We start from the raw sequence: 16,821 nt of genomic DNA on the forward strand, positions 1-16,821 counted from the left end.
ATGACGACGATCAGGCTTGCCAGCCGCAGAGACCGCTACGGTGTCGCGGCCATGATGCAGCGAAGCTGGATCGATGCCTACCCGCCGATGGTGCCTGCGCGGCATATGAGGCGCGACAAGGCGCGCGGCATCGAGAGGTGGCTTGCCGAGCGGATGAAATGGCCCGGGTATCGGGCTTTGACGATCGGAGCGCCAAGGTCGCCGCTCGGCGTTTGCGCCTTCTTTCCCGTTCGCCCCGGCCTCTTCGAGATCGATCTGATGTTCGTGGCCCCCGGTGCACGGTCGGCAGGCGTCGGATCGGCCTTGTTGAGCCAAGCAATCGCAACGATCGAAGAGCGTCATGCCGCGTGCCGTCTATGGGTCGGCACCAGGAACACCCGGGCCAAGCGATGGTATGTGCGGCATGGGTTCGTTCATACCGGGTTGAAAGCGCATCTTCGGTGGAACGGCTTCATGTGGCAGGTCGATGAGATGCACCGCCGTGTCGTTTCGCCTCGTGTTTCCGGAGGCGATCGGCCCGTCATGCCGGAGCCGGCATGTCCCGCTCCAGGGGAAGGGCGGGAGCGAGGGTCAGACCCCCGGCCGTGATCTGCTTGCGGGGCATGCGATCCCGGCGGATGGCAAGGCGCGGCACGATGTCGACGGCGATCCTGGCGATGCGGCGTCGGTGTGGGCCTCCCACATCCGCTCCGCCGTTGGCGCCGGCGAGGCCGAGGCCGCGACCCGCACCGGCCCGTAGTCCCGCGGCCCGATGGCCAACGCCGCCGCGTCGGCCGGCCGGAAGCCGCGGATCGTCATTCCGCCTCCCGCCCCATCGGCGCCAGCCGCCAGACGGCGCCGTCGGACGCATCGGTGACGACGTAGAGCGCGCCGTCCGGACCCTGCGCGACGTCGCGGATGCGGGCGCCCAGCGCGACGCGCTCGGCCTCGCGCGCGCGGTCGCCGTCGATGGCGACCCGCACCAGCGCCTTACCGCTGAGCGCGCCGATCAGCGCGCTGCCCTGCCAGGCGGGGAAGAGCCCGCCGGTGTAGAAGAGCATCCCGGACGGCGAGATCACCGGCGTCCAATGCAGGACCGCGTCGGCGAACTCCTTGCGGGTCGGCGGGTCGGGGATGTCGCGGCCGTCATAATGCTGGCCCCAGCTCACCAGCGGCCAGCCGTGGTTCCTGCCGGCCTGCGGCCGGTTCAGCTCGTCGCCGCCGCGCGGTCCCATCTCTGCGACCCAGAGCGCGCCCGTCCGCGGGTCGATCGCCGCCGCCTCGATGTTGCGGTGGCCGTAGGACCAGATGGCGCCGGCGGCCTTGGGGTCGTTGACGAACGGGTTGTCCTTGGGGATGGAGCCGTCGCGGTTCAGCCGGACCACGGTGCCGAGCGTGTTGCCGGTGTCCTGCGCCGGATCGAAGGTGTTGCGCTCGCCCAGCGTCAGGAACAGGTGGCCCTCGCGCGAGAAGACGATGCGGTTGCCGAAATGGTTGCCGCCCGACACCTTCGGCTCCTGGCGGAAGATGACCTTGAGATCGCGCAGGCGGTCGTCCGCCAGGACCGCACGGGCCAGCGCGGTGCCGGCGGTGCCGCCGCTGCCCGGCTCGGCGAAGGCCAGGTAGATGGTGCGGTTCTGCGCGAATTGCGGGTCGACGGCCACGTCCATCAGCCCGCCCTGGCCCTGGGTGAAGACCTGCGGCGTGCCGGCCAGCGGCGGCGACAGCGTGCCGTCGCGCGAGAGGATGCGCAGGCGCCCCGGCTTTTCCGTCACCAGGGCGCGGCCGTCGGGCAGGAAGTCGATCGCCCAGGGTCTTTCCAGCCCCTCGGCGACCGTGGTCACCGCCAGCGGTCCGGCGTCGGTCTTGACCGTCCTTGCCTGGACCGTCCTTGTCTGGACCGTTCTCGTCCGGTCGCCGCTGCCGGCGCGGTCGGACTGGGCAAGGGCGGGCAAGGCGGGGCCGGCAAGGAAGGCGGCCGAGAGGGTGGTGAAGAGGGTGGCGGCCGGCAGGGTCGGGGTGCTGCGCATGTCGGTCCTCCTGAGCGGTGGCAGACCTCCAAGGTGGGGGTGCGCGGCCTTCGTCCAAGAGGCTGTAGCCGCACACCCTCTCTTTAACACCCTGGCCCCAACACCCTGGCCCCCTTTAACACCCTGGGGGTATTGTTCGTGCACCTCCTCCGCCTTCACCCTCCGCAGGACAAATGGTGTCGTCACGGACCATCAGTCCGAAGACGGCTCCGGAACGGGATTGCTTTGCGGAGATGACGATGAAGGAAGACGTGACGCTCGACCGGGCGCTCGGACTGTCGTCCGTGGTGCTCTTCGGATTGGCCTATATGACGCCGATGATCGTGCTCGGCACCTTCGGCGCGCTGGCGACGGCCAGCGAGGGCACGACGGCGATGGCCTATGCGCTCGCCGCCGGGGCGATCCTGCTGACGGCGATCAGCTACGGGGTGATGGCGCGGGTCTATCCGGTGGCGGGCTCGGCCTACACCTATGCCCGCAAGTCGCTGAGCCCGCATGTCGGCTTCCTGGTCGGCTGGGCGGTGCTGCTCGATTATTTCTTCCTGCCGATGGTGATCTGGCTGATCGGCGCCGCCTACCTGACCTCGGCCTTCCCCGACCTGCCGGCCTGGGCCTGGATCCTCGGCTTCATCGGGCTCACCACGGCGGTCAACCTGGCAGGCGTCCATTTCGCCAGCCGGGTCAACCTGGTGCTGATGGTGGTCCAGCTTGCCGTGCTCGGCGCCTTCCTGCTGCTGGCGGCGCGTGCCGTCATGGCGGCGAGCGGGCCGGGCGGACTGGCGTCGCTGACGCCCTTCTTCCGGGCCGACGTGCCCATCGGCGCCTCGGTCGCCGGGGCGGCGATCGCCGCCTATTCCTTCCTCGGCTTCGATGCCATCTCGACGATGACCGAGGAGGTGCGCGATCCCCGCCGCACCATGCCGCGGGCCATCCTGATCGTCGCGCTGGCCGGCGGGGCGATCTTCGTCGGCGCTTCCTACGTCGTCCAGCTCGTCCATCCCGGCACGCAGTTCGAGTCGGTGGACGCCGCCGCCTTCGAGATCGCCAAGACCATCGGCGGCGACCTGTTCGTCACCGTCTTCCTCGCCACGCTGGTGGTGGCGCAGTTCACCTCCGGCCTGGCGGCGCAGGCCAGCGTCGGCCGGCTGCTGTTCGCCATGGGGCGCGACGGCGTGCTGCCGGCATCGCTTTTCGGCCGGCTGCATGCGCGCTGGCGGACGCCGGTGTTCAACCTGGTGCTGGTCGGGCTGGTCGGGCTGGCGGCGCTGTGGATGGACGTGACGACCTCCACCTCCTTCATCAATTTCGGCGCCTTCCTGGCCTTCACAGCGGTCAACCTGTCGGTCATCGCGCTGTATGTGCGGCGGGAGCCGCAGGTCCGTGCGGCCGGCGCGCTGGTCGGCCTGGTCATCCCGGCGGCGGCGGCGCTGTGCGACCTCTACCTGCTGGCCAACCTCGACGGCCATGCCAAGCTGCTGGGTGCGGCGTGGCTGGCTTTGGGCGTGCTGTACCTCGCCTACCTCACCGGCCTGTTCCGCAAGGCGCCGCCGGAGATCGACTTCGTCGAGCATGCCTCATGACGCCCCGGCCGGGGCCGGCGGGACGGGCGCCGTCAGGAAGAGGCGGAACAGCTCGCCCTGGCTGGAAATCCGGAGCTTGGCGTAGATGCGGCGGCGATGGACCTTCACCGTGTCCGGCGACAGCGACAGCAGCGCCGCGATCGACTGGCTGGAATGGCCCTTCAGGATCAGGGTGACGATCTCCTGCTCCCGCCGGGTCAGTTGCGGATGCTCGAACAGCCGCGGGGCGGCACCGGGCTCCGCGGCGCCCGATCCGGCGGGGGCGGGGATCGGACCCCAATGCCGGACGGCGAGCGCGCAGACCAGCGGTGCGGCCTCTCCCAGCAGGGCCAGTTCGGCCGGAGCGAAGGGGCGGGCCTCACCGATGCGCGACAGCGACAGGACCGCCACATGGTCCCCGCCATGGGCGGCGGGCAGCCGCAGCCGGAACCCCGCCTCGTCGACGATGCGGGTCGCCGCGTAATGGACCCGGTGGTATTCCGACTGCTCGAAATCGTCCGGCGCGAGGTCGCGCATGGCGATGAAGGGCGGCCCGTCCCCCGCGCGGGCGGCGTCGTAGAAGGGGTCGAGCACATAGGCCCCGGCCAGGTACTGGTCGACGATGATGCTGCGGTCGGCGCTGAGCCGGTCGTTGTGCAGGTCGAAGGCCCGGCCGTCCGGCGCGTAGCGGAAGCCGTTCATCATCTGGAACGGCGCCAGCGCCTGCAGGGCGGCCTCCAGCGCTGCCGGAAAGCCCGGCGTGCCGATGGCCTCGACCGAGCGGGCGACGGCGAGGTTCCAGGCCGGGAAGGGCAGGGGGTGCATCGCGGGTGTCGCCTTTCTTCGGTCGCCGGCATCCGCGAGGATGGTCGCACGCCACCCGCCGGCCGTCCAAGCCCACAGCCGGATCCGTCACCGCTTCACCCCGACCCCTACCAAACGATCGACAGCACGGGTACGCCATGATCCTTCCGATGCAGCAAGACAGCCACCCGCTCGACCTGCCCGCCGACGCCATGGCGGAGGGCATGCGGGCCGGACGCATCCGTGCCGAGACGGTGGTGGCCGAGGCGCTGGAGCGTGCCCGCGCCGTCGCCGGCCCGCTCAACCCCTTCGTCCTGCTGCGCGAGGAGCAGGCGCTGGCCGCCGCGCGCCGGGCCGACGCGGCGGCGGCACGGGGGGAAGCGACCGGGGCGCTGCACGGCGTGCCGTTCGCCGCCAAGGACCTGACGCCGACCGCCGGCGACCTGACGACGCTGGGATCCTGGACCGAGGAGGCGCTGCCGGACCGGACGGCGCTGTGCATCCGCCGTCTGGAGCAGGCGGGCGCCATCCTGATCGGCAAGACCACGACCCCCGAATTCGCCCATTCCAGCTTCACCTACAGCCCGCGCTGGGGGGTGACGCGCAACCCCTGGGACGAGACGCGCACATCGGGCGGCTCGTCGGGCGGCTCCGCGGTGGCGGTGGCGGCGGGCGTGGTCCCCTTCGCCGAGGGCACCGACATGGGCGGCTCGGTGCGCATCCCGGCGGCGCTGTGCGGCACCGTCGGGCTGAAGCCCAGCCTCGGCCGCATCCCGATGACCATCCTGCCCAGCGTCTTCGACAACATCTCCCATTTCGGGCCGCTGGCGCGGACGGTCGAGGATGCCGTCGCCTTCATGGCGGCGGCATCCGGACCGAGCGACGAGGACATCCAGTCGCTGCCGCTCGCCTTCTCAGCCGCCGCGGCGCGCGACGGGCGGCTGGCCGGCCGCCGTTTCGCCCTGTCGGTCGATCTCGGCTATTACGAGGTCCAGCCGGGGGTGGAGACGGCGATCCGCGAGACGGCGGCCCTGCTGCGCGCCGGCGGTGCGGTGGTCGAGGAGGTCTCGCTGCCCTGGACGCGGGCGGTCAACGACCGCTGGCTCGACCTGTGGTGCGTGTTCATGAGCGCCTATTTCGGCGACAGGCTGGAGGAGCACCGGGAGCGCATGGACCCGGCCATCGTCGAGCTCATCGAGCAGGGCTTCGCGCTCGGGGCCACCCCGGTCAAGCGGGTCGAACTGCTGCGCACCGCCATGTGGCGCGACATGGCCCGGCTGTTCGAGCGTTACGATGCGCTGCTCTGCCCCGCCTGTGCGGTGACGGCGCCAGCCGCCGGGTCCGGCGACGACGCCTTCATGGCCGACGCCCCCGGCGGACGCTACCGCGGGCTGGACATGACCTGTCCCTTCAACCTCCTGCCGCAGTGCCCGGCCTTGTCGCTGCCGGTCGGTCTGGCGGCGGACGGGCTGCCGGTCGGCCTGCAGATCGTCGGCCGCCGCTTCGCCGACGAGGAGGTGCTGTCCATCGCGCTGGCCGCCGAACGGCTGCTGGCGAAGGCCGGGCGGACCGCCGTGTCGCCGCGCCGGCATGGCGGGCGCAGATAGCAAGGCAGGCCCGTCACGGGCGGCACGATGGTGGCCGGGGCCTCCGCGATCCGGGGGCGGTCACCGTGCATTCGGTCGGGACAGCCTCGAAGCTCGGCTCACTGGCCAGGAGGCTGGTCCTTGGGATAAGCCTGGGCGAAAGCCGGAGCCATGTCGGCGCCGGTGACCGTCGGGAAGGCCGCCCGCATCCCTTCCCTGGCCTCATCCTCACCATACCCCGCCATGGACATCGCCCATATCAGAGTGCCGAAGACGTAGTCCGCATGCAGCAAGATCATCTGCCGGCCGCAATCGGCCCCGCCGATCCCAAGTGCCCGGCAGTTCTCGACCAGGTCGAAGGGGTCGTAGGTGGGCGGATCGAGCCGGCGGATGATCTCGTCCAACTGTTCGGAGGTGATCGACGGGAACGCCGCCCGCACTGCCGTGCGGATATCGTCCTTGCGGTATGCCGAGACATCCATCGCCTTGGCCAAGCCATAGGGAAGCAGAGCCGGGAAGGCGGTGATCACCGCCCGGCCGCAGGCGGCGGGATCGCCGTCCTTCTTGCGGTCCCGGACCATCCTGACCGGCCCTCCCGGCAGGGCGATCAAGGCGGTTGCCGGAGCGCTCAACGGGCTGCCGACGACCCGGTCCGGCCCGTCGACGGGCAAGGCCTGCAGGGCGACCGTCCAGGCGTCGCCCTCGGCCGCCGACGACAGCGACTTGGTGTATTGCTGACGGTGGATATCGGTTGCAACGACCGTCTCGGCCAGTCTCCTCCCGTCCGGGGTGGTCAATAGCAGGAAATAGGTTCCCGCACCGGCGACGCTGTTCCATATAACGCCGCAAGCCGTGGGAGAGCGCTCGACCTGCAACAGAACGGGAGTGGCGAGCCGGAGCAGGGGGGATGCGGCGGACGCCGTGCTGGGAAGGGTTTGGTCCCCACCTCTTGCGGTGACCGTCACCGAATACTCGCCGGCGGGGTCATTGGAGGTGAACCCCAGCACCGCCTCGGCAGCCGTGACGGTGACGCTGAGTGTCACCGGCCCAACGGCGGTCACTGTGTAGGATGTCGCCTGGGCGACAGCGCTCCAGCGAATCTCGGCCGCAACGTCGGGCGGATCGCAAGCCGCGCTCCTGACGACGGTCAGCCCGGTAGGAGCCGGCAGGCCGGTCAGGGTGACCACGGCCGATGCCGCACCGGCGACGGTCGAGGACTCCCCGTCGGGCGGCAGCGCCTGAACCGCCAGCGTCCAGGCGCCGGCGGCCGGTGCCGGCACGACGACCTCGCCGGCCTGGGAGGCACCTTCGGCAGCGGCCACCGGGACCGCGGTGACCATGCCGTCCGGCGCGGTCAGGATGAGGCGGTAGGAAGCGGCGCCGGCGACCGACGCCCAGGTGGCGCCGACCGTGGCAGGCGTCACGGCATCGGCGGCGGCCTTCGCCGTGGCGGTCAGCCCGGCGGGCGTGCCGAGCCGGGTCAAGACCAGCGGGGCGGATGGCAGGCCGGCGATGGTCCCCTCCCCGCCGGTGGCGGCGATGGCCACCGCATAATCACCGGCCGGGTCGTCCGGGCCGAAGGTCAGGGTGGTTTCGGCGGTGGTGACGGTCCGGCTCAGCGTCACCGGTCCGACAGCGGTCATCGTGTAGAAGGCGGCGCCGGCGACGGCGTTCCACCGCAGGGCGACCGTACCGGCGTCGTCGACGGTGGCAGCCGGCCTGTCGGGGCGGCCGAGGCGGGTCAGGGTCAACGGCGTGGACGCCGGGCTCGGCACGGTTCCGGCACCACCGGCGGCGGCGACCGTCACCACGTAGGCGCCGGCCGGTTCGTCCGGGCCGAAGGTCAGCATGGCGGTGGTCTCCGGCCCGGTCCGGTGGATCGTCACCGGTCCGGCGGCGGTCAGCGTGTAGGATGTGGCCGCGGCGACGCCGGTCCAGGTCACCTCCAGGCTGGCGCCGCCATCGGAAACGGTCACCGGCCCCATGCCGAGAGTGCCGGGAGCGGCGAGATAGGTGACCGCTGCGGTCGCCGCCGGGCCGCTTCCCTTGGCGTTTGTCGCGGTGACGGCGATGGTGCAGGCGGCGGGAAGGGTTTCCGGCTGGACGTCGAAGGACTGGGAGCGGGTCCGGTAGTCCAGCGCGCCGCTGGTGGCCAGCAGCTTGCCGTCCTGATCGGAGAGGTTGGCCATATAGCCGTGAGCGCCGCTGCTGGGCATCCAGCGGGCGGTGACCACCCCACCGGAAACGTCGAGGGTGAGGTTGCCCGGTGCGGCGGGGGGACCGTCGTCGGGGCGGCTGTGACTGCCGGCGGTGGCAAGGGCGGTGGCGATGGCCGTTCCCATCGCCGAGATGGCGGCGGCGGGACCGGCCGCGGTCGCCGCCGCGTCGGCCAGAGCGGCGAGGGCGGCATCGACGGCGGCGTCCAGCGCGGCATCGGCCAGTTCCTGGCAGATGAGGGTTGCGGCATACTCCGCAGCCTCCTTGCCGGCAAACAGCGCCAGGAACTTGGCAATCGATGCCGTGTCGTTCAGCAGCGCCTGGACGATCGATTCCGCAGCGCCCTCGATGGCCTTGCCGATGACCGTCCACAGGTAGTTCGGGCTGGAGGATTCGAGACTGACGCTGTTGGGGATGGGGATCACCAGCGCGTCCTTCAGCGTGACGGTGGCGAAGGCATTGCCGTCGCAGGCCAGGCTGTAGGAAAGGCTCAGGTTCAGGCTGAGCCCCCTGGTGCTGTCGGAGGCGAAGGCGGGCGACAGCGACCATGTCTGGCCCAGCAGCTTGTCGGTGATGATGTCGACGATCTTGCCGCAGATGCCGTTGCCACCCTTCGCGCTGGACAGCTCCTTCAGGGTGCTGAAGAAATCGATGATGTCCTCGGCCGCCTCGAATCCCGGCCAGTGATCGATCTTGAAGCCCTGATCGGCGCTGTAGCTGAAGGACAGCCGGTCGGATGCGTGCAGGAGCGGAAGGTAGTCGCGGGTCGGGGAAAGGGTGGTCTCGATCTTCAGCTTCCCGGCCGCGCTCTTCGTGGCGGCGACGGTCGCGTCGACACCGAAGGATTCCTGGAAGAACAGCAGCGATCCGGCGAAGCTGAGCGATCCTGTCCGGCCCTTGGTGTTCAAGGACAGCACGGGGCCGAGACTGTGGTCGCGCTGGCGGGTGATCGACAGGACATAAATGTCGATCGGCTTGGCGATCTCGATCCTGGCGGTGACGCCGTCGTCGTTGACCAGGAGGGTGCCGGCGATCTCGATGTCCTTCAGCAGGGTCAGGACGAACGAGGCAGCGACGTTGAAACCCTCGCGGTAGGTGACGCTTCTCGGGCCGCCGGGAAGCAGCCCGGCCGCGCTGGCGGGAGCAGGCAGCAGCGTCGGGGCTGTTCCGTCATGGGACAGCGTCAGGGTCAGCGGGGCTTGCGTCGCGTTGTAGTAGACCTGACTGCCTGCCAGCAGGGTCAGGTCGACCAGATCGGAGGGCCAGGATGCGTTCCTGATGCACTGCTCGAACAGCGTGCCGATGGATGCCGAGCGGGTGAAGACGACGCTGGCCAGCGTCGGCCGGGTGCCCTCCAGATACAGGAGGCCGGTGAATTGGAGGCTGGCGAAATTGCAGTTGCCCCGCACCATGAACCTGGCGGCGCTCTTGTTCCGCCCGTACGGATAATGGAGGTTGAAGCGGAGGCCGGTGAAGGAGATGTTCGGGAAAGCGCCGTCGAACAGCGAGGCGAGATCGACGTCCCCGACCGCCGCGACATTGGCGGTGACGACCTGTCTGGTGCTGTCCGACTGGATGTCGCCGGTGAAGGTGAAGTGGCTTCCGAACAGGGAGACGTCGAGCGAACCGCTGACGGAGAGCTTCTTCCCCTCCGCGATGCTGTAGGTGACGGCGATGTCGCGGAAGGTGAAGGTGTCGAACAGGCTGACCGAGCCATCCAGCCTGGCGGTGTAGAGCGCATTGCGGATGGCGGTGGTGGCCTTGGTGTCCTTGGCGAAGGTCGCCGACAGGGATATCGTACTCGCCTTGGAAATTCCGATCTCGGCGATGCTGTAGAACAGGCCGCCGTCGGCATCGGGATCGGTCAGCGCGATCGTCAGCCAGAAGGACGTGGTGCCGGTCACCGGGCGGGTGACCGCCGCGACGGAGGCGGGAACCGGCGACTGGGGAAAGGCGCTCCGCAGTGTGGTTTCCGGAGACCCGCCGCCTGTGGCGGAAAAGGTGAAGAAGCCTGCCGAGGAAACCTTGAGGAAGACCCCACCCGTTTCGAGATCGAAGGCCTCGTTCAGCAGTTCGACGATATCGAGGTCCGTCATTTCGGCATAGATCAGGCTGTGCGTCTTCGATATCGACAGCTTGCAGACCGTCGGCGCTTCCAGTTTCTTGCTGAAAACCTTGAAGACCTGGAAGGTTCCGCTGATGCCGATCTGCATGGAAGGGCTCTTTCCGCAAATATCAGAAGGAGAACGCGGGTACGCGGCGGGCGCCCAGGCCGGATCACGGGACCGGATCACCGGACCGGAACGCCGCAGAAGAGGGCCGCACTGGGATCGGCCGCGCACCATCGGAACCGATCCCAGGCATGGCCCCGGCCACCATGCAGGACGCTATGGCTTTGCGGGTCTCAACTGCCTTCGATCGCTGCCGCCGCCTTGAAGGTCTTCTTCACCTTGTCGTACTCGCCTTCCGCAACCACGACGTTCAGGGACTGGACGATGTCGCCGGCGGCGGCGGTGATCAGATCCTGCGGCGGAGCCACCGCGACATAGACGAAGCCGGAACCGCCGACGGCAACGGTCAGGACGCTTGCCTCCTTGTCGTCGCCGTCGGTCGCCGGCTTGCTGGTGACGTCGAAGATGAAAGGACTGTCCTTGGTGGGCGTCGCGGCCGGAACGCTCATGCTGGCATTGTAGATCGCGTTACCGACCTTGAACACTGCGGTCAATTGGATATCGATCGACATTTCATTCTCCAGATCGGCATTTTTGGCGCGTCAAGCGCGAAAGCCAGCGACAGTATTGCTGACATGATGGATCGGCCGATCCGTCACGATAAAAACAGTAAGGCTGCACACTTCATAATAGCAACAATCGAATTGAAACCCTCTTTTGTGGTAAATTGATTCAATAATATAATTCTATAATGGAATCGTGCCGCTCGAAAAATCCGCGGCGCTGTCAGCGGTGGCGCCAAGTTTCAGGTCGTATCGGCAAACGGGTGACGGGTTCGGGGAGCGCTCCCTATTCATGCCGTATAAGACCCTGTGATCTGGCTGATGCACAATGGAGTGGGCTGGAGCCTGCATGTCGCGGGCAGCACCGTCGCCCCGACCTGATGCCATCGGTTCCCGACGGACACACCACGGGTGGGTCTTCTTCCTGCAACGGATGGTGCTTGCCCTGACCGGCCCGCAGGTCGCAAAACGGGTCGTGGATGCCGCCATTCTCCAGGCCGCCACTCTCCAGGCCGCCATTCTCCAGGCCGCCATTCTCCGGGCCGGCAGACGACCGCCTTCGGCAGGTCCTCTCCAGCGACGTCGTGACGTCCGGAGGAGGGTGGGCGTTGGCAAAGAAGGGCAGCGCCTACGCGCCCTCAGGCGAAGGACGCCTTCAGGCGAATGGCGGCTTTACCGGTGAGGCCCCGTCATCCGCGGATGTGTTCATCGGGTGATGGTCCGGCCCGGACGGCGGGGCGGGGTCATGCGGCCACGATCAGCAGGGCGGCGGCCAGAGCCACGGCGTCCTCGATCAGCGCGGCCGGCCGGTCGCGGCCGAAGGCCCGCGCCATCCGCATGCGGGCGGCGTAGCCGCCGAGCGTGCCGGCGACAGCGCCGAGCCCGCCGGCGATCAGGCCCGCCGCCCAGGGGCCTCCTCCGGAGCCGGCGACGATCGTGGCACCGGCGATGGCGCCGGCGGCGATGCGGCTGGCGAAAGGAAAGGGCAGCTTGCGGCTGGGTGTGGTGGGCAGCTTGTCGGCGACCAGCTCCAGCGCCGCCAGAACGGTGAACACCCAGGGCGACACGGGGTGTCCCATGAAGAACAGCCAGCTTCCCGAAACGTCGAGCCAACCGACGTAGGCGGCCCAACTGACCGCCGCCGGGGCGAGAAGGGTGCGCGATCCGGCGACGGCGCCGATCAGCACGGCGAGGATCAGCGGAACGAAGAGCGGGGCGGACATCGGGATTCCTCAAGGATTGCGGCGGCTCGGGGTTGGGGGCGGGGGTCGCAGGCCGCGGCTCAGCGGCCGCGGCGTTGGCGGAGCGCGGCAGCCAACCTGGGCAGCGCGCCGGCCCGTCCGGCCAGTCCGCCGTGGAAGAGTTCGAGCGCCGCCAGCAGCAGCGCCTCGTCCCCGTCGCCCGGCGGGTCGAAATGCGGGCGCAGCCGGCCGCGGTTGACCGAGATGGACTTCACCCGCGTCATCTCCAGCAGCCCTTCGGCGCCGCGCGTGACGCCCCAGCCGCTGGCATGGCGCCCGCCGAACGGCAGGCGGGGGTCCGCGGTGGGGGCGATCAGGTCGTTCACCGTCACGGTCCCGGCGTCCACCCGCAGGGCCAGCGCCCGCGCCTGCGCTTCGGGGCCGAAGATCGAGGCGCCGAGCGCATAGGGGCTCCGCGCGGCGCCGGCCAATGCGTCCTCGACGTCGGTGACCGGGACCAGCGACAGGATGGGGGCGAACAGCTCCTCCTGCAGCAGGGCCATCTCCGGCCGGGCGTCGGCCACCACCAATGGCGTCATCCCGGGGGTCTGCTCGTCGGGCGGCGGGCCGAGCGGCCGGGCGCCCTCCGCGGCGGCCGCCCGGACCAGGGCGGCCAAGCGGCGGCGCAGGGGCAGGGCCACCGGGACGGGCGGGCTGGCGGCGACGGCTTGCCGCACCGCCTCCTCCAGCGCCGGGGCCGCCTCACGCGGCACGAAGACCCGCCTTGGCGCGATGCAGGTGGCCGAGCCGTTGAAGCGCAGGCCGAAGGCCAGCGCGCGGGCGACCGCCGTCGGTTCGGCACCGGGCAGGACGAACACGGCGTCGTTGCCCGACAGCTCCATGGTCGAGGGGACGAGGTGGCGCGCCGCCGCTTCGCCGACGACACGCCCGGTCGCCGCGGACCCGGTCAGCACCAGCTTGTCGATCCCGGCGTCGAGCGCGTCGGCCACCGCGTCGGACGCCTCTCCCAGCACCTGGAACAGCCTGTCGGGCAGGCCGGCCCCGGCCAGAAGCCCGCCCAGCCGCTCCATCGGCGCGGAACAGCCGGGAGCCGGCTTGACCAGCACGGCGTTGCCCGCAACCAGTGCCTGGATGGCCTGCACCCCGGGCAGCAGCAGCGGGTAGTTCGACGGGGCGACGACCAGGACGACGCCGAAAGGGTCGCGCCGCACCTCGGCGTCCACCCCGAACAGCCAGGCGGGACGCCCGCGCCGTCCCAGCCGCCGCGGCGCCAGCAGGCGCGCAGCATCCCGTTCCAGGAAGCGGCAGGCGTCCGCGAGCGGCAGGACTTCGGCGCTCAGGCTTTCCGCCGCGCTGCGTCCGGGACGTGATGCCAGGGAACCGACGAGATCCTCGGCCCCCGCCGCAATCATCCGCCGAAGTCCGCGGACGATGCGAAGTCTTTCGGAAATACTCGTGGCCGACCAGGATGCCAATACGGCGCGGGAATTTTCAACCAGCCGTCGGCTCGTATGGGCTAAGCCAGGAGAGTAAGGGCTATTGTTGAGATCCATTTCCGACCCAGCTTCGTACCCGTCACGGCAAAAGTCGTCATTACAGGAGCTTTTGGCAAGCTGATGGAACGACAGGTCGTGATCATCGGCGCGGGACCGGGCGGACTTGCGTCCGCGATGCTCCTCGCGCTCACCGGGGCGAAGGTCACCGTGCTGGAACGGATGGACCGGGTGGGAGGCCGGTCGGCCGGCTTTGCCATGGACGGCTTCCGCTTCGACAGCGGCCCGACCTTCTTCCTGTATCCCCGCATCCTGGAGGAGATCTTCGCGGCCTGCGGTCGCCGTCTGGCGGAAGAGGTCGACCTGATCCGCCTCGATCCGCTCTACCGCCTGGTGTTCGAGGGCGGCGGCGAGTTGCGGACCCATGCCGAAATGGGTGCGCTGATGGAGGAGATCGGCAAGCTCAATCCGCGGGACGCCGGGGGGCTGCCGCGCTTCCTGGCGGAGAACCGCAAGAAGATGGAGCTTTTCCGCCCGGTGCTGGAGTCGGACTTCTCCAGCCCCAGGGCGCTGGCCTCGCTGCCGATGCTGAAGGCGCTGGGCAAGCTGAACCCGCACCGGTCGGTCGACCGCGAGCTGTCGCGCTTCTTCGAGGACCCGCGCGTCCGCCTCGCCTTCTCCTTCCAGAGCAAGTACCTGGGCATGTCGCCCTTCCGCTGCCCCAGCCTGTTCACCATCCTGTCCTTCCTGGAGCATGAGCACGGCGTCTTCCATCCCCGCGGCGGGACGGAGGCGGTGATGACGGCGATGCGCCGGGTTGCCGAGGACATGGGCGTGACCGTCCGGCTGAACGAGACGGTCCGCCACATCCGCTTCCAGGGGCGCCGCGCCGTCGGTGTCCGCACCGAAGCCGGGGACTATCCGGCCGACGCGCTGGTCATCAACGCCGATTTCGCCCGCGCGATGAGCGCGCTGGTTCCGGACGACCTGCGCCGGCGCTGGAGCGACGCCCGCATCGCCACCAAGAAATTCTCCTGCTCGACCTTCATGCTCTATCTCGGCATCGAAGGGACGGTCGACGGGCTGGACCACCATACCGTCTATCTGGCGGAGGACTACGCCCGCAACCTGGCCGAGATCGAGGAATGCCGGGAGCTGCCGCGCCGCCCGTCGATCTATGTCCAGAACGCCTGCGTCACCGACAAGGAGCTGGCGCCGCCCGGCTGCAGCACGCTCTACGTCCTGGTCCCGGTCGGCCACCAGCGCGGCCACATCGACTGGCAGGCCGAGGCGCCGCGCTATCGCCGCAAGGTGCTCGACCGCCTGGCGGACTTCGGCGTGCGCGACCTGGAGCGCCGCATCCGGGTGGAGCGCATGCTGACCCCGGCTGACTGGGAGGCGCAGTTCGCCGTCCACCGCGGCGCCACCTTCAACCTGGCGCACAGCCTGGACCAGATGCTGCACCTGCGGCCGCGCAACCGCTTCGAGGATCTGGACGGCGTCTATCTGGTCGGCGGCGGCACCCATCCCGGCAGCGGCCTGCCGGTGATCTTCGAGGGCGCCCGCATCACGTCGCGGCTGCTGGCCCAGGAACTCGGGCTGCCGACGCCGTGGCGCAACACGAACAAGGGCATGGCCGCCGGCATCCGGCAGGCGCTCGCAGGGGGGATGGCATGACGGATCGGATCGCGGTGATCGGCGGCGGGCTCGGCGGGCTGGCCGCGGCGGTGGTTCTGGCGGCGCGCGGGCACAGCGTCACGCTGCTGGAGAAGAACGGCTGGGTCGGCGGCAAGGCGGCGGTGCTGGAGGAGGACGGCTTCCGGTTCGACATGGGGCCGACCATCCTGACGGTGCCGCGCGTCCTGCGCCGCATCCTGGAGGAGGCCGGCTGCGACCTCGACCGCGAGCTGGAGATGGTCCGGCTGGAACCGCAGTGGCGCTGCTTCTTCGACGACGGCACGGTGCTGGACCTGTCTGAGGATGTCGGCCGGATGGCCGGGGATCTGGACCGGCTGGCGCCCGGCAGCAAGGCCGGCGATGGCTATCGCCGCTTCCAGGCTCTGTCCGAGCGGCTGCACGGCATTTCGGAGCGTTTCTTCTTCTGGAAGTCGGTGGAGGATCTCGGCGACACCCTGAATATGCGGGACAGTTTCAACGCCCGCACCCTGTCCGACGTGCTGGCGCTGCGCATGGGGACGACGGTCGCCGGCACCATCCGCGGCCATGTGCCGGATGCGCGGGCGGCGCAGATGCTCGACCACTTCACCCAGTATGTCGGGTCCTCGCCCTACGGCTCGCCGGCGGTGCTGTGCGCCATCGCCCACATGCAGACCAACGACGGCGTCTGGTACCCGATCGGCGGCACCCGCGCCGTGCCGGCGGCGCTGGAGCGGGTGGCGCAGCGGCTCGGGGTTGACATCCGCACCGGGACCGGCGTCAGCCGTCTGGTGGTGGAGCGCGGCCGGGCGGTCGCCGTGGAGACCGACGGCGGCGAACGCATCGCGGTGTCGGCGGTGGTTTCCAACATGGACAGCGTGCGCACCTACGAGGAACTGGTGGGGGGCGAGCCGGCCAAGCGCTTCCGCAAGCGCCGCCGCTACGAGCCGGCCTGCTCGGGGGTGGTGTTCTACCTTGGGCTCGACCGCGGCTACGACCATCTGCTGCACCATGATTTCGTCTTCTCCCGCGACCCGGAGGAGGAGTTCGACTGGATCTACCGCCAGGGAGAGCCGGCGCCCGATCCGACCTGCTACATCGCCGCGCCGGCGCGCACCGAACCGGGGGTGGCCCCGCCGGGCGGCGAGGCGCTGTACGTGCTGGTCCACACCCCCTACCTGCGGCCCCGCCACGACTGGTCGCGCATGCTGCCGAAGTACCGCAAGGTCGTCTTCGACAAGCTGAAGCGCACCGCCGGCATGCCCGACCTGGAGGAGCGCATCCGCTTCGAGCGGGTGCTGACGCCGCAGGACATCCACGACCGCTACCGCGTGCTGAACGGCGCCATCTACGGCCTCGCCAGCCATGGCCGTTTCATGGGCGCCTTCAAGCCCGGCAACCGGTCGCGCGACGTCGAGGGCTTGTATCTGGCCGGCGGCGCCGCCCATCCGGGGCCGGGCATGCCGATGGTGCTGATGTCGGGCTGGATCGCCGCCGACAGCCTCGACCGCGACCTGAAGGGTGCCGGCCGCGACGGCGCCCTGCGCGCCGTCGCCTGAGC

At 69.8% G+C, this 16,821-nt stretch carries 11 protein-coding genes; 5 read left to right on the forward strand and 6 right to left on the reverse strand.

Annotated elements, in window-relative coordinates; translation table 11 throughout:
• A complete protein-coding gene (locus tag J2850_RS19430; RefSeq protein WP_209984909.1) occupies positions 1–588 on the forward strand; it encodes a GNAT family N-acetyltransferase in 588 nt (195 codons plus the stop codon).
• A 206-nt stretch (positions 589–794) separates the two neighbouring features.
• On the opposite strand, the gene J2850_RS19435 is transcribed toward J2850_RS19430, so the two are convergent.
• On the reverse strand, positions 795–2,009 hold the full coding sequence (locus tag J2850_RS19435; RefSeq protein ID WP_209984911.1) for a PQQ-dependent sugar dehydrogenase: 1,215 nt from the start codon (positions 2,007–2,009) through the stop codon (positions 795–797).
• Between the two features lie 233 nt (positions 2,010–2,242).
• Here J2850_RS19435 and J2850_RS19440 point away from each other — a divergent pair, with 233 nt between their 5' ends.
• Positions 2,243–3,589, forward strand: a complete 1,347-nt coding sequence (locus J2850_RS19440; protein ID WP_246513240.1) for an APC family permease — start codon at positions 2,243–2,245, stop codon at positions 3,587–3,589.
• Here J2850_RS19440 and J2850_RS19445 read toward each other — a convergent pair.
• On the reverse strand, positions 3,584–4,393 hold the full coding sequence (locus J2850_RS19445; protein WP_209984912.1) for a helix-turn-helix transcriptional regulator: 810 nt from the start codon (positions 4,391–4,393) through the stop codon (positions 3,584–3,586). The genes J2850_RS19440 and J2850_RS19445 overlap by 6 nt on opposite strands.
• Positions 4,394–4,542: 149 nt before the next feature.
• Here J2850_RS19445 and J2850_RS19450 point away from each other — a divergent pair, with 149 nt between their 5' ends.
• Positions 4,543–5,979, forward strand: coding sequence for an amidase (locus tag J2850_RS19450; RefSeq protein ID WP_209984914.1), 1,437 nt, complete (start codon positions 4,543–4,545; stop codon positions 5,977–5,979).
• Between the two features lie 98 nt (positions 5,980–6,077).
• Here the strand turns inward: J2850_RS19450 and J2850_RS19455 are convergent, their stop codons facing one another.
• The 4 genes from J2850_RS19455 to J2850_RS19470 form a co-directional block, all read right to left on the reverse strand.
• Entirely contained in the window at positions 6,078–10,388 is a 4,311-nt protein-coding gene (locus J2850_RS19455; protein WP_209984918.1) for a hypothetical protein, read from the reverse strand.
• 191 nt (positions 10,389–10,579) lie between these two features.
• Entirely contained in the window at positions 10,580–10,918 is a 339-nt protein-coding gene (locus tag J2850_RS19460) for a hypothetical protein (protein ID WP_209984920.1), read from the reverse strand.
• A gap of 734 nt (positions 10,919–11,652) precedes the next feature.
• Positions 11,653–12,132 carry a DUF4126 family protein gene (locus tag J2850_RS19465; RefSeq protein ID WP_209984922.1) on the reverse strand — a complete coding sequence of 160 codons (480 nt, stop codon included), beginning with the start codon at positions 12,130–12,132 and terminating at the stop codon, positions 11,653–11,655.
• A 59-nt stretch (positions 12,133–12,191) separates the two neighbouring features.
• Positions 12,192–13,664: an aldehyde dehydrogenase family protein gene (locus J2850_RS19470; protein WP_209984924.1), complete on the reverse strand. Its 1,473-nt coding sequence runs from the start codon at positions 13,662–13,664 to the stop codon at positions 12,192–12,194.
• Between the two features lie 63 nt (positions 13,665–13,727).
• Here J2850_RS19470 and crtI point away from each other — a divergent pair, with 63 nt between their 5' ends.
• Positions 13,728–15,281 carry a phytoene desaturase family protein gene (crtI, locus tag J2850_RS19475; RefSeq protein WP_209984926.1) on the forward strand — a complete coding sequence of 518 codons (1,554 nt, stop codon included), beginning with the start codon at positions 13,728–13,730 and terminating at the stop codon, positions 15,279–15,281.
• Positions 15,278–16,819 carry a phytoene desaturase family protein gene (locus J2850_RS19480; protein ID WP_209984927.1) on the forward strand — a complete coding sequence of 514 codons (1,542 nt, stop codon included), beginning with the start codon at positions 15,278–15,280 and terminating at the stop codon, positions 16,817–16,819. Before crtI ends, J2850_RS19480 begins: the two co-directional genes overlap by 4 nt.
• Positions 16,820–16,821: the final 2 nt, after the last annotated feature.

It is taken from the genome of Azospirillum picis (assembly GCF_017876115.1).
GTDB classification, from domain to species: domain Bacteria; phylum Pseudomonadota; class Alphaproteobacteria; order Azospirillales; family Azospirillaceae; genus Azospirillum; species Azospirillum picis.

Excerpts from the sequence above, each read along its gene's own strand:
- J2850_RS19465 (WP_209984922.1), bottom strand. The coding sequence starts at position 12,132 with ATGTCCGCCCCGCTCTTCGTTCCGCTGATCCTCGCCGTGCTGATCGGC.
- J2850_RS19435 (WP_209984911.1), bottom strand. The coding sequence starts at position 2,009 with ATGCGCAGCACCCCGACCCTGCCGGCCGCCACCCTCTTCACCACCCTC.
- J2850_RS19470 (WP_209984924.1), bottom strand. The coding sequence starts at position 13,664 with ATGGATCTCAACAATAGCCCTTACTCTCCTGGCTTAGCCCATACGAGC.
- J2850_RS19430 (WP_209984909.1), top strand. The coding sequence starts at position 1 with ATGACGACGATCAGGCTTGCCAGCCGCAGAGACCGCTACGGTGTCGCG.
- J2850_RS19480 (WP_209984927.1), top strand. The coding sequence starts at position 15,278 with ATGACGGATCGGATCGCGGTGATCGGCGGCGGGCTCGGCGGGCTGGCC.
- crtI (WP_209984926.1), top strand. The coding sequence starts at position 13,728 with ATGGAACGACAGGTCGTGATCATCGGCGCGGGACCGGGCGGACTTGCG.
- J2850_RS19460 (WP_209984920.1), bottom strand. The coding sequence starts at position 10,918 with ATGTCGATCGATATCCAATTGACCGCAGTGTTCAAGGTCGGTAACGCG.
- J2850_RS19450 (WP_209984914.1), top strand. The coding sequence starts at position 4,543 with ATGCAGCAAGACAGCCACCCGCTCGACCTGCCCGCCGACGCCATGGCG.
- J2850_RS19455 (WP_209984918.1), bottom strand. The coding sequence starts at position 10,388 with ATGCAGATCGGCATCAGCGGAACCTTCCAGGTCTTCAAGGTTTTCAGC.
- J2850_RS19440 (WP_246513240.1), top strand. The coding sequence starts at position 2,243 with ATGACGATGAAGGAAGACGTGACGCTCGACCGGGCGCTCGGACTGTCG.
- J2850_RS19445 (WP_209984912.1), bottom strand. The coding sequence starts at position 4,393 with ATGCACCCCCTGCCCTTCCCGGCCTGGAACCTCGCCGTCGCCCGCTCG.